Here is a 12,656-nt window from a genome sequence, read left to right as displayed (position 1 = left end):
GATGACGACCGTGCAGGAGGGGCAGGGCGACCTGGTCCTGGGGGCGCTCGGCTCGCTGGGTACGCGCGTCGACTGCGCCGGGTTCAACCGGCTCGACCTGGAGGGGCCGCAGGTGCTGTGGCTCGTGGTGTCGGGCGCGGTGGACCTGTTCGCCGTCGACGCGCAGGAGCAGGGCCACTGGCACCATCTGGGACGCCTGGAGGCCGGCTCGGTGCTGCTGGGTCCGGTGTCCGGGCCGCAGCACACGCTGGTGGCGCGGCCGCTGCGGGACTGCGTGGTGCACCGCATCGCCCTGCGCGAGCTGTACCAGCCGGCGCACACCCAGACCTGGTCGTACGACGCCTACGGCAACCCGCAGTACGTGCCGCCGACGACGAGCCCGCTGGAGTACGCCCTCGCGCTCGGCGTGGGCCGCGGCCTGACCGTCCTCTTCCAGGCGCCGATGGCCGGCGAGCGGGCGGGTGCGCCCACCGACGACGACGTGTTCTGGATGCAGGTGCCGCCCGGCAGCGTGCAGTACGGGGCGGTCTACGGCGAGGAGGCGGCCGCCGACCTGCTGATGGACCCGGCGCTGTGGCAGAGCATGGTCGACCAGCAGTACCGGCTGCTGACCACCCTGGACCGCTGGATCGAACAGCTGGAGCGCACCCACGAGACCCGGACCGCCGCCGGTATCAAGGCCGGTGAGGCGGTACGCGCACAGGCCGACCGGACGCTGCTGGCCTCCATCGGCAAGCGGTCGGCGCAGCGCACCACGGCCGCCGACGCGGACGCCACGTACGCGGCCTGCAAGCTGGTCGCGCGCGCCGCCGGGATACCGCTGGCCGAACCGGCCGTGGGCGGCACGGAGAGCGAGCGGCTCGACCCGGTGGAGCGCATCGCGCTCGCCTCACGCGTGCGCACCAGGTCCGTACGGCTGGAGGACCGCTGGTGGCGCGACGACGTCGGGCCGCTGGTCGGGCACCGCACCCTGTCGGGGGCGCCGGTGGCGCTGCTGTGGCGGCGCGGGGGCTATGTGGCCGTGCATCCGGCGACCGGGCGCGAGACGCCGGTGGAGAAGGCCAACGCCGGGGAGTTCGAGCCGCGCGCGGTGATGTTCTACCGGCCGCTGCCGGAGCGGCGGCTCGGTCCGCTGAGGCTGCTGCGGTTCTGCCTGACCGGCACCCGCGGGGATCTGACGGGCCTGTTGCTCGCCGGTCTGGTGACAGTGGGCCTCGGCGCGCTAGTGCCGATCGCGACGGGCAAGGTGCTCGGCGAGTTCGTGCCGAAGGCGCAGACGGGGCTGATCGTCCAGGTGTGCCTCGCGGTGATGCTGAGCAGCGTCGTCGCGGCGGCCTTCATGCTGTTGCAGAACCTCACCATGCTGCGCCTGGAGGGCCGCATCGAGGCGACACTGCAACCCGCCGTCTGGGACCGGCTGCTGCGGTTGCCGACGAAGTTCTTCACCGAGCGCTCCACCGGTGAACTGGCGAGCGCGGCCATGGGCATCAGCGCGATCCGCAGACTGCTGGCGGGGGTCGGGCCGACGGTGGCCCAGTCGGTCACCGTCGGAGCGGTGAACCTGGTCCTGCTGTTCTGGTACAGCGTGCCGATGGCGCTCGCGGCGATCGGCATGCTGGTGGTCGTCGCCGGGGTCTTCCTGGGGCTCGGGCTGTGGCAGGTGCGCTGGCAGCGGCGGCTGGTCAAGCTCACCAACAAGCTGAACAACCAGGCGTTCCAGACGCTGCGCGGACTGCCCAAGCTGCGGGTGGCGGCGGCCGAGAACTACGCCTACGCGGCGTGGGCGGAGCGGTTCGCGCACAGCCGTGAGCTGCAACAGCGGGCCGGCCGGGTCAAGAACCTGAACGCCGTTCTCGGCGCGGTGTACCTGCCGCTGTGCACGCTGCTGATGTTCATGCTGCTGGCCGGTCCGGCGCGCGGTTCGATGTCGGCGGCCGAGTTCCTCACCTTCAACGCGTCGGTGACGATGCTGCTGACCTCGGTCACCCAGCTGACCGGCGCCTTCGTGTCGGGAGTGGCGGCGCTGCCGCTGTTCGAGGAGATCCGGCCGGTGCTGGACGCCACGCCCGAGGTGCGGACGGCGAGCACGCGGCCGGGACCGCTGTCGGGGGCCATCGAGGCGCGTCGGCTGTCGTTCCGGTACACCGACGACGGGCCGCTGGTCCTGGACGACGTGTCCTTCGAGGTGCGTCCCGGCGAGTTCGTGGCGGTCGTCGGCCCCAGCGGCTGCGGCAAGTCGACGCTGCTGCGGCTGCTCATCGGCTTCGACCGGCCGCTGTCGGGCAGCGTCCTGTACGACGGTCAGGACCTGGCCGCGCTCGACCGGTCGGCGGTGCGCAGGCAGTGCGGGGTGGTGCTCCAGCACGCGCAGCCGTTCACCGGCTCGATCCTGGACGTCATCTGCGGAACCGAGCCGTACACGCCCGAGGAGGCGATGGCCGCGGCCGAGATGGCGGGACTGGCCGAGGACATCAAGCGGATGCCGATGGGCCTGCACACCATCGTGTCGGGCGGCGGAGCGGTCTCCGGCGGGCAGCGGCAGCGGTTGATGATCGCACAGGCGCTGATCCGCCGGCCGCGCATCCTCTTCTTCGACGAGGCCACCAGCGCTCTGGACAACGAGACGCAGCGCACGGTGATCGAGTCCACCAAGGCGCTCAACGCCAGCCGCGTCGTGATCGCGCACCGCCTGTCCACGGTGCTGGACGCCGACCGCGTGATCGTGATGGAGGACGGCAAGGTCGCCCAGCAGGGCTCGCCGGCCGAGCTGCTCGCCGACACCGGTGGCCGGTTGCACGAGCTGGTGCGGCGACAGCTGGCCTGACCGGCGCTCACCTGGGTACCTGTTGCCCTTATGCGGATCAGCTTGGTGGATGTGGGGTCGAACACGGTCCGGCTCATGGTGGCGGACGCCGAGGGCGGGGTCCCGCTGCCGGTGCACACCGCGAAGTGGCGGCTGCGCCTGTCGGAGCAGGTGAGGCCGGGCGGTCCGGTCCCCGAGGAGGCCGTGGAGCGGCTGGTGTCGGCGGTCGCCGACGCGAGCAGGACGGCGGACCGGTGGGGTGCGTCGGGATCGCTGGCCTTCGCGACCGCCGTGGTGCGCGCCGCGCCGAACCGGCGTGAGGTGCTGCGCACCGTCCGGGACCGCACCGGGGTGCCGCTGTGCACCCTGCCCGGCGAGGTCGAGGCGGAGCTGACGTTCCTCGGGGCACGGCGCTGGATGGGCTGGCGGGCGGGTCCGCTCGCCCTGCTCGACATAGGCGGCGGATCGCTGGAGGTCGCGTTCGGACGCGGCCGGCTGCCGGGCTTCGTGGCCTCCCTGCCGCTGGGGGCGGCCCGGCTGACCCACGAGTTCCTGGCGGGCGGCCAGGGCCCGGCGTCGCCGGACCAGGTGCGGGCGCTGCGCCGCAGGGTCCGCCACCAGCTGCGGGACGCGGCGGCACGGATCCGCTGGGAGGGACCGCGCACCGCCGTGGCCACCTCGCGCACCTTCCAGCAGCTGGGGCGGCTGTGCGGGGCCCCGCCCGGTCGGCACGGGCCCTTCACGGAGCGCCGGATGCGCTGCTCGGACCTGGGGGACGCGGTCACCCGGCTGGCCGCCCTGTCCGCGCCCGAGCGGGCCCTGCTGCCCGGCATATCGGCGCCGCGCGCGGCACAGAGCCTGGCCGGCGCCGTCGTGGGCCACACTGCGATGAAGCTGACCGGTCTCGACTCGGTGGCGCTCTGCCCCTGGGCGATCCGGGAGGGCGTCCTGTTGCGCCACATCGAGGACGGCCCTTCCTGGTGGGCCGAGGTCGTCCGCCGCAGCGACGAGGCCGCACCCCCGGCACCGGCGCCACTGCGGCTCGCGTCCACGTCCGGCTGACCTTCGGAAACCCTGACGGCCGGCAAGAGCCGGCACCACCGGCACGACAAGAGAAACCCGGAAGCACCTACAAGAAGAGGAGCACTTCGTGTCCCACAACGGTGAGCACGACCACGAGCAGCCCCGGACCGCCGTCGAGGAGGTCCTGCGCGAGGTGGAGAACGCCAGGCCCCGCGACGCGGAGTCCGACGAGAAGGGGCACCGGGGCGAGGCCGGCGACGCCACCTCACCGAACACCGGCGCCCAGGAGGACGCCGAGGGCGAGTGACGCACCGCTCGGCGCGGCCGGGGGTGCGGCGGCGGTGTCCGGGTACTCGCGGCGCATGGAGTTCGACCGCGAAGGACCACGACTGCCGGCGCCCCGGGGACCGGTCTCCGAGGCAGTCGCCGCACATCTGCTGGGAACGGGCCCGCTGCCGGCCCCCGAGGCCGTCGCCGCCGCACCGGTCTACGGCGACGACCTGCAGCTGGCCCTGTACCAGTGCTACGAGCTGCACTACCGGGGCTTCGCCGGTGTCCCGCCCGACCTGGAGTGGGACCCGGACCTGCTGCGCACCCGGGCCGGGCTCGAGCGGCGTTTCCTGGCCGCCCTTCGGGCCGACACCCCCGTGCACGACAGTGTGGAGGACGCGGTGGGGGCGCTGCTCGTCGAGCCCGTCCTCGGTGAGGGTGTCAGCCACTTCCTCCGGGACGAGGGCGAGTTGTGGCAGCTGCGCGAGTACGCGGCCCAGCGTTCCCTGTACCACCTGAAGGAGGCCGACCCGCACGCCTGGGTGCTGCCGCGGCTGTGGGGCCGCTCGAAGGCGGCGATGGCGGCGGTGGAGTTCGACGAGTACGGCGGTGGCCGCGCCGACCGGGTGCACGCCCGTCTGTTCGCCGACCTGATGACGGATCTGGACCTGGACACGACGTACGGGCGCCACCTCGACGCGGCTTCGGCCGAGTGCCTGGCCACAGTGAACATGATGTCCCTGTTCGGGCTGCACCGTGCCCTGCGCGGCGCGCTGGTGGGGCATTTCGCGGCGGTGGAGATCACCTCGTCACCCGGCTCCCGGCGGCTCGCCGAGGCGATGCGCCGTACGGGTGCGGGCCCGGCCGCCGAGCACTTCTACGACGAGCACGTCGAGGCCGACGCGGTCCACGAGCAGATCGTGCGGCACGAGGTCATCGACGGCCTCCTCGAGCAGGAGCCGTGGCTCGCGCCGGACGTCGTGTTCGGCATCGACGCCACCGGATTCGTCGAGGACCGCTTCGGTGACCGGCTGCTCGCCGACTGGCGGGCGGGACGGTCGTCCCTGCGCACGCCGCTGCCGGCCACGTCGCGGGTACGTGAGGAAATCGCCCATATTCCGTGACGGCCGGGGTACCTGGGGTCCGTGAATTTCATGGTGCTACCGGGCGTCTACGCCCCCCAGGAGGACACCGCCCTGCTGGTCGGGGCACTGTCCGACGAGTCGCTCCCGCCGGGCGCGGCCGTGCTCGACGTGGGCACCGGCACGGGCGCGCTCGCCCTGGCCGCGGCCCGGCGGGGCGGCCGGGTGACCGCCGTGGACGTGTCCTGGCGCGCGGTGTGCGCCGCGCGGCTCAACGCCGCCCGGGCCGGGCTGCGGATCCGTGTCCGGCACGGCAACCTCTTCACGCCGGTCCGCGGTGAGTCCTTCGACCTGGTGCTGGCGAACCCGCCGTACGTTCCGGCGCCGGGGGGTGGCCGCCGGCCGCGCGGTGCCGCCCGGGCCTGGGACGCCGGCCACGACGGCCGCATGGTCCTGGACCGGATCTGCCGGGAGGTGCCCGGCCTGCTGCGCCCCGGAGGCGTGCTGCTGCTCGTGCAGTCGGCGCTCAGCGATCCCGCGAGGACCGAGGCCCTGTTGCGCGAGGCGGGCATGAAGGCCGCGGTGACCCGGCGCCGGCGGATCGCGTTCGGTCCCGTGCTGCGCGGCCGGGAGCGCTGGCTGCGCCAGCGCGGGCTGCTGTCCATGGCCGAGTACGAGGAAGAGCTGGTGGTGGTCCGTGCCGAACTCCCCGTCTGACACCCCTGACACCCCTGACACCCCCGGCCCGCCTCAGGCCCCGCGCCGGATCAAGATGCAGCGCCGGGGGCCCCTGCTGGTGGAGGGGCCGGTGGAGGTGGAGCTGGAGGACGGTACGACGGTGTCCTCCGACCGTTTCCGGGTGGCACTGTGCACCTGCCGCCGCAGCCGGCGTTATCCCTGGTGCGACACGAGCCACCGGGCCAGGTCGGCCGGGTCCGCCGAGGGGCGCGCCGGCCAGGAGTGACCCGGCGGCGCCTGAACCGGGAGGACGGCGGACGGCCCCACTCCGTCCGCCGCCCCCGGTGCGGGGCCGCGGGACCCGTGCGGCGGCGCTCGCACTCCCCAGTGGCGAGCCGCCGGTCACACCGCACGGTCCGGGCGGTCCCGGTCCCTCAGAACGTGAAGACGCTCTCGCTTCCCGCGTTCTTCACGCACTCGTTGGCGAAGGTGCGCTCGTAGGAGAGGCGCCGGCCCTGCCAGACCCCCTCGACGGTGACGACCACGGGGGCGTACTCCCGGGTGCACATCACCGAGTCCTCGGCGGCGAGGACGCTCGGGTCCCCGCCCGCGGCGCGCAGTTCCGCGCAGGCCGCGATGGCCGCGGGGTGGGTTCCGGAAGCCGTCGGGGCGCAGGTCAGGGTGACCGCCCGCAGGGGTGCGGCAGTGGCAGCGCTCTCTCCGTGTCCCACCGTCAGCACCAGGGCCGAGGGGGCGTAGAGCGACGCGGGGGCATGGGCCGGGGAGGCAAGGGAGGCCCCGGCGAGGGGCCCGCAGACGGCGGTGGCCGTCAGGCCCAGAGTCGCTGCCCAGCGCGCGGTGTTCCGCATTGTGTGCATCCTTCCGCTCGTTTCGAGGGTGGTGCCGGCCCGGCTCGGTCGGTGCCGGAACGGCGAGCGCGAGTCTGCCGAGTCCGGCACCGAAACTCATCTCGACCCCATGGATTTCGGTAACCTTGGGTATTCAATCAGTGGCGTGAAGTCACGGAATTAGAACGTTCCAAGTCCGGATCTGCGCGTTTCTTGATCGATTATTGAGATCAGAACTGGCCGAATGGCGTGATCCACCTCTTCGCCAATAGGCCGGAAACACTCCTGAAACAGACCCGTCGACCCCGACGGCCGCCCCTTCGTACCCGCGGGTAGGGTGCCGGCAGCGCGAGCCCGACGAGGAGAGGCGGACCCGGGATGCCGAAGCACTGGGCGGATTTCCAGTACGAGATCTATCTGAACGGCATGACGGGCGCGGTCCCGCGGCTGCCCACCGACCTGACCCGGCTGGAGGAGCTGACCGAGCGGCGCCTGGGCCCCGGCCCCTTCGGCTACGTCGCGGGAAGCGCCGGTGACGGCAGCACCGCCCGGGCCAACCGGGCGGCGCTGGACAGGCGCCGGATCGTCCCCCGCATGCTGCGGGACGTGCACGAGCGCGACCTGCGCGTCGAGGTCCTGGGCCGCGACCTGCCCGCCCCGCTGGCGCTGGCTCCGGTCGGCGTCCTGTCGATCATGCACCCGGACGCGGAGCCCGCCGCCGCCCGGGCCGCCGCCGCCCAGGGTGTGCCGTACATCCTGTCCTCCGCCTCCAGCACGCCCATGGAGCAGGTCGCCGAGGCGATGGGGGACGCCGAGCGCTGGTTCCAGCTGTACTGGCCGAAGGACCGCGAGGTGGCGCGCAGCTTCCTGGGCCGCGCCCGGGCGGCCGGGTACACCGCGCTGTTCGTCACGCTGGACACGCCGCTGCTGTCCTGGCGCCCGCGCGACCTCGACCAGGCGTACCTGCCCTTCCTGCACGGGGTGGGCACCGCCAACTACTTCTCGGACCCGGCCTTCCGGGCCGGTCTGGCGAAGCCGGTGCACGAGGATCCGAACGCGGCGGTGATGCATTTCGTCGGCATGTTCTCCGATCCCGCCAAGTCCTGGCCCGACCTGGCGTTCCTGCGCGAGAATTGGGACGGTCCGATCGTCCTCAAGGGCGTCCTGCACCCGGACGACGCCCGGCTCGCCGCCGACGCCGGGATGGACGGCGTGGTCGTCTCCAACCACGGCGGCCGTCAGGTGGCCGGTTCCGTCGCGGCGGCCGACGCCCTGCCGCGGGTGGTGGAGGCGGTCGGCGACCGGCTGACCGTCCTCTTCGACAGCGGCGTCCGTACCGGCGACGACGTCTTCAAGGCCCTCGCGCTCGGTGCGCGGGCGGTGCTCCTGGGCCGTCCCTACGCCTACGGCCTCGGCCTGGACGGACAGGCCGGTGTCGAGCACGTGATCCGCTGCCTGCTCGCCGAACTCGACCTCACCCTGGCCCTGTCCGGACACGCCTCACCGGCCACGCCGGGGCCCGCCGACCTCGTCGAGGACCCGGCGTGAGGGTGCGGTGGCGCCGACCGCCGCGTCCCTGACGGCGCCACCCGGTGCGGGGCCCCTCAGTGACCGGACAGGTCGACGGCCCGCGCTCCCGGGGCGTCGGTGCGGGCGATCGACAGGGAGCCCTCCGCCGCCGGGACCGGTTCGGTGCTCCAGCGCTGGTCGTCGGAGCGGTCGTGCACCTTGACGACGACGTCGGCGTCCGGCGCGCGGGTGGTGGTGGCGAGCGCCAGCAGCTTCTGGCCGCGCGGCACCAGCTCCCCCTGGCGCGTGAGGTCGTAGCGCACGTCGTCGCCCCGCTCGGTGCCCTCGTCGGCGCAGGTACCGAGAACGACCACGCCGGCGTCCGCCCGCGAGTCCAGGCACAGCCCCGGATCGGCGACGCTGCGCAGGAGCCCGTCCTCCTCGTGGGTCCACTGCTGGGTCCACGCCTGCGAGCACTTCGCCAGCCGGGCGGCGGCCCCGGCCCTCGGTTCGCCCCGCACGTCCAGGCACAGGTCCGCGGCGATGTTGCGCAGCCGTACGGGGTCGGCCGATGCGGGCATCCCGGCCGTACCGGGGGGCCGGGGGCGGCTCGTCGCGGACGTCTCGCCGTCGACCGCGCTGGTGGAGGCGGCCGGGTCGGCGCCCCCGCCGTCGTAGGACCAGACGCTCACCACGAGCACGACGGCCAGCACGCCGGCCGACGCGGCGCCGAACTGCCTGAGCAGTGACCGGCCCGAGCGCGGCCGTACCGGCGTCCTGCGCAGGGGCACCGGGACCCGGGCCAGCAGCCCGGGGCGCGCGCCGCGATGCCGGGCGGCGCCCTTGGCCAGCGTGCCGAGCGTCGCGCGCGCCGGGCGGGAGTCGAGATAGCGGCGGGCGCCCCAGCCGAGCACCGACTCGGCGATCAGCGTGCCCAGCTCCCCCTCGAACTGACCGAGCTGATCGGCGGCATGCCGGCAGTGACGGCAGTCCGCCAGGTGCTTGCGCACGTCCGGCAGCAGGGCGCCACCCCGGCGGATCGGGACGTCGAGCAGCCGGCTGTGGAAGCGGCACTCCTGGCTCGGCGCCAGCTGCCGGTGGGCGTGCAGACATCCCTCGCGGAATTTCTCACGCGCTTGTTCGAGAGTGGCCGACGCGGTGTCGGTATCCATGCCGAGCAGACCCGCCGGGACGCTTATGGGCTCCCCTTCGACCTCCGTGTGCCACAGCAAACAACGGGCCGGTCCGGGAAGAGAGGCGAATGCCCGGGCCGCCAGCGTGCGGTTTTCCGGGGTCAGGGACTTCGCCGCCCGCATACCGCGGCCGCCGGCCGGTTTGAGCAACTGCGGCAGGATGCCGGATATCGCGTCGTCGGCGGACCACTGGCGGACCGTGTCGCGCACGGCGACCAGCAGGCGCGGACGCAGCGCGGTGGCGGGTTCGCCCTGGGCCAGACGGTCCAGCACCCGGCGCCAGGCTACAGCGGTGACCATGGCGGCGACCTGGGCCGACGTGGCGAGGCAGATGGCCGCGTAGTCGTGCGCAGGCTGCCAGTGGCGAGCCATGAGCAGCGCGGCGATCCGGGCGGCCTCCGTCTCCGGGCCGTCCCGCAGTCGCGCGGCCAGCAACTCGTCGGACTCCCCGGGACCCCCGCCGGTGGGCGGGTGGGCGGGCCGAGGGGGGTGGGGGGTGGGCACTGAGATGTTCCTTCCCACGCGCAGGTGACTCAGAAGTTCCGAGCGCCGAAAAGGACCCACGGATTGGTGTGTACCTCTTGGACGCGGCACGGGAGGCGTGAATTCGCCATGGCGAAATCTGACCCGGCCCGTCAAAGCGCGTGCGAGACCCGGCCTTTGCCCCCCGCACGGGTGCTTCACTGTCGCACAAACCACTCATGGTCAACAAGGCGACCGGACAACATCGGCCGCCTTTGAAAGATGGTCAGAATCCCCGGCATGCCGAGAGGGCCGCACCGGCATTCCGCCTTTCTCCGCGGAAGCGGCACGGCCCTCGGGCGCGAGGCGCCGGGATCAGGGCGCCGGGGTCAACCGGTCATCCCTGGTCCGCCACGAACGAGACCATCCGGGCCAGCGCGGCGTTCCAGTTGATCGTGTGCTCGTTGGTCGACCAGGACTGGATGTCGTCGATGAAGCAGAACTGACCGACGCAGCCCTGGAGTTTGCTCTGCGCGTAGGGGTCCTGGATGTTCGAGTTCGGACCGCCGGACAGGGTGCCGTCGGGCGGCGCGGGGAGCTTCGGGTCGAGCTGGTGGGCGTACCAGCGACTGTGCTGGTTGTGCGCGTTGACCTCGCCGTATCCGGTGACGTAGGACATGTTCAGCGCGTTGCGGCCCAGGATGTAGTCCATGCTCTGGACGGCGCCGTCGCGGTACGTGGAACCGCCGGTGATGTCGTAGGCGGTGGCGAGGACGACGGCGTTGTTCAGGACCTGGTGGCTGGAGCCCCAGTCGTAGACGTTGCCGGCGGGGGCGTAGGGCATGCCGTACGGGTGTGCCTTCAGCGTGGCCAGGTAGCCGTCGGCGCCCTCCACGACGGAGCGGCGGACCTTGTCCCGGCCGGGGAGGCGGCTGGGGACGGTCGCCAGGTCGAGGCGGGCGGGGGCCGCGGTGCTCGCCCAGTCGAAGCTGACCGGCCCGAAGACGTCGGCCGTGTGCACCGGGGAGTTCAGCACGTACTCCTTGAAGTCCCGCTCCCCCGTCGTCAGGTACAGCTCGGCCGCGGCCCAGTAGAAGTCGTCGGCGACCTTGGCGTCGGGGTAGGCGCCGCCGCCTATGCCGTCGTTCTCGTCGGCGAGCAGGTCGGGGTGGGCGAGCGCCGCCTTCCAGGCGGTGCGGGCCGCGTCGAGCGCCTCGGCGGCGAACGCACGGTCGTAGGGGCGGTACAGACGGGCGGCCTGGGCGGCCGTCGCCGCCAGGTTGAGGGTCGCCGCGGTGGTCGGCGGGTGCAGCTCGCGCTTCTGCGGGTCGTCGCTGGGCAGCAGCGGCAGCCCGGTCCACTGCTCGTCGTGGATCTTGTGGTGGGCCATCCCCGCCAGCGGCTGTCCGTCCGGCACCTGCATCTTCAGCAGGAAGTCCAGCTCCCAGCGGGCCTCGTCGAGGATGTCCGGCACCCTGTTGCCGCTCTCGGGGATGCGGAGCGATCCGTCGCCGAGCTTCGAGGGCTCCCCGGTGCGGGCGTGCAGCGAGCGCTCGTACGTGCTCAGCAGCTCCCAGGTGGAGATGCCGCCGTTGACCACGTACTTGCCGTGGTCGCCCGCGTCGTACCAGCCGCCGGAGACGTCCAGGGTGTAGTCGCACTCGCCGGGCCGGCAGGGCACCTCGGTGTCGCCCTGGTTCGGCGCCGTGCCGACGTGTCCGGCGGGGCGGCCGTAGCCGGGGCGGAGTTCGTCGTTGATCGCGATGCCGCTGCGCTGCGTGTAGTAGTACTTCGCGGAGTCCAGGCGCAGTCGCTCGTAGGCGGCGGTGCCGATGTCGAAGGGGCGGCTGGTCTCGCCGTCGGCGACCAGGGTGTATCCCTCGCCACGTGTCCTGTAGCGGCCAAAGTCGATCGAGTGGACGTTCTGCCCGGAGGAGGCGTCGACGCCGCGCGGCACGCTCCAGCCGTCGGCGACGACCCGTCCGGCGTCGTTCTTCAGCTGCCAGCGCAGGCGGGAGGCCGCCTCGGTGACGAGCGTGGCGTTCTTCGGTCCGGACGGCAGGTAGGCGACCTGGTTGACCCGCACCCGCGGCCCGGTGTCCGGCACGTACGGCTCCGGTGCCACACCGCCCAGCAGCGACACGTCGTCCACGCAGAACCGCCAGGCGTCGGGCGTCCCGCCGAGCTGGAAGCCGACCTGCCCCTGGGTGGTGTCGACGGGCGAGGTGAAGGTGTACGAGTAGGTGTTGCCGGAGACGCTCAGCTGGGGGCTGATCTCGTAGTACGTGTCGTACGGGGACACCGACAGACCGACGATCGCCCGGACCACGTGGTCGGCGGGCGTACCGGTGGCGGTGAAGGAGAACTTGTACGACTCCCCCGCCACCAGGGTGACGTCGTTCTGGCCGAGAGCGGCGTCCCAGCGGTTGGCGGTGCCGCCCGGGGCGTCGGCGCACAGCCGGCCGTCGGTCACGGCCGCGGTGACGTTGCTGCTCGTCCACCAGGAGTCGGTGCCGTTGTCGAAGCTGCCGTTCCTGACCTGCTCGGTCTCCTCGGCGCCGGCCGGTGCGGCGGGCAGCGCGGTGACGGCCGCCGCCAGCAGCGCCGTCAGGGAGACGAGCGCGGTTCTGCGTCTTTTCACGTCCGGGCTCCTCAGGGGAGGTGGCGCTCGCCGGGAATGGGAGCGCTCCCAAATGCGGTCGCAGGACATGCTTGTGGCAGACATGACACACAGTCAACGGTCCGGACGGGACCGGTTTCCCGACCGGTTCCCGTCCGGAGCGCGATG

Annotated in this window: 10 protein-coding genes; 7 read left to right on the top strand and 3 right to left on the bottom strand. The window is 72.9% G+C overall.

What is annotated here, in order from left to right:
- Position 1: 1 nt before the first annotated feature.
- The 6 genes from ACIBCJ_RS02145 to ACIBCJ_RS02120 all read left to right on the top strand — a co-directional run bounded on the left by ACIBCJ_RS02145 (position 2) and on the right by ACIBCJ_RS02120 (position 6,142).
- Positions 2-2,824 (top strand): NHLP bacteriocin export ABC transporter permease/ATPase subunit, encoded by a 2,823-nt coding sequence (locus ACIBCJ_RS02145; protein ID WP_362503648.1) that lies wholly within the window; start codon positions 2-4, stop codon positions 2,822-2,824.
- Positions 2,825-2,854: 30 nt separating this feature from the next.
- The gene (locus ACIBCJ_RS02140; RefSeq protein WP_365978752.1) at positions 2,855-3,865 is read left to right on the top strand and encodes a Ppx/GppA family phosphatase; all 1,011 of its coding nucleotides are present in this window, start codon (positions 2,855-2,857) and stop codon (positions 3,863-3,865) included.
- A gap of 88 nt (positions 3,866-3,953) precedes the next feature.
- A complete protein-coding gene (locus tag ACIBCJ_RS02135) occupies positions 3,954-4,133 on the top strand; it encodes a hypothetical protein (RefSeq protein ID WP_362092186.1) in 180 nt (59 codons plus the stop codon).
- Between the two features lie 55 nt (positions 4,134-4,188).
- On the top strand, positions 4,189-5,220 hold the full coding sequence (locus ACIBCJ_RS02130) for an iron-containing redox enzyme family protein (RefSeq protein WP_365978753.1): 1,032 nt from the start codon (positions 4,189-4,191) through the stop codon (positions 5,218-5,220).
- 30 nt (positions 5,221-5,250) lie between these two features.
- Positions 5,251-5,895, top strand: a complete 645-nt coding sequence (locus ACIBCJ_RS02125) for a HemK2/MTQ2 family protein methyltransferase (protein WP_362092180.1) — start codon at positions 5,251-5,253, stop codon at positions 5,893-5,895.
- The gene (locus ACIBCJ_RS02120) at positions 5,876-6,142 is read left to right on the top strand and encodes a CDGSH iron-sulfur domain-containing protein (RefSeq protein ID WP_399281615.1); all 267 of its coding nucleotides are present in this window, start codon (positions 5,876-5,878) and stop codon (positions 6,140-6,142) included. Before ACIBCJ_RS02125 ends, ACIBCJ_RS02120 begins: the two co-directional genes overlap by 20 nt.
- Before the next feature lie 148 nt (positions 6,143-6,290).
- On the opposite strand, the gene ACIBCJ_RS02115 is transcribed toward ACIBCJ_RS02120, so the two are convergent.
- Complete coding sequence (locus ACIBCJ_RS02115; RefSeq protein ID WP_365978754.1) at positions 6,291-6,725, bottom strand: protease inhibitor; 435 nt, start codon at positions 6,723-6,725, stop codon at positions 6,291-6,293.
- Positions 6,726-7,082: 357 nt separating this feature from the next.
- On the opposite strand from ACIBCJ_RS02115, the gene ACIBCJ_RS02110 reads away from it, so the two are divergent.
- A complete protein-coding gene (locus tag ACIBCJ_RS02110) occupies positions 7,083-8,252 on the top strand; it encodes a lactate 2-monooxygenase (protein WP_362503658.1) in 1,170 nt (389 codons plus the stop codon).
- 56 nt (positions 8,253-8,308) lie between these two features.
- On the opposite strand, the gene ACIBCJ_RS02105 is transcribed toward ACIBCJ_RS02110, so the two are convergent.
- Together ACIBCJ_RS02105 and ACIBCJ_RS02100 are read right to left on the bottom strand one after the other, a co-directional pair.
- Positions 8,309-9,910 (bottom strand): RICIN domain-containing protein, encoded by a 1,602-nt coding sequence (locus tag ACIBCJ_RS02105; RefSeq protein WP_365978755.1) that lies wholly within the window; start codon positions 9,908-9,910, stop codon positions 8,309-8,311.
- A gap of 355 nt (positions 9,911-10,265) precedes the next feature.
- Positions 10,266-12,509, bottom strand: a complete 2,244-nt coding sequence (locus ACIBCJ_RS02100) for a cellulase (protein WP_365978756.1) — start codon at positions 12,507-12,509, stop codon at positions 10,266-10,268.
- Positions 12,510-12,656: the final 147 nt, after the last annotated feature.

It is taken from the genome of Streptomyces sp. NPDC051136 (assembly GCF_044455745.1).
GTDB lineage: Bacteria > Actinomycetota > Actinomycetes > Streptomycetales > Streptomycetaceae > Streptomyces.
The sequence above is the reverse complement of the archived record's forward strand: the minus strand, read 5'-3'. Positions and strand labels throughout refer to the sequence as shown.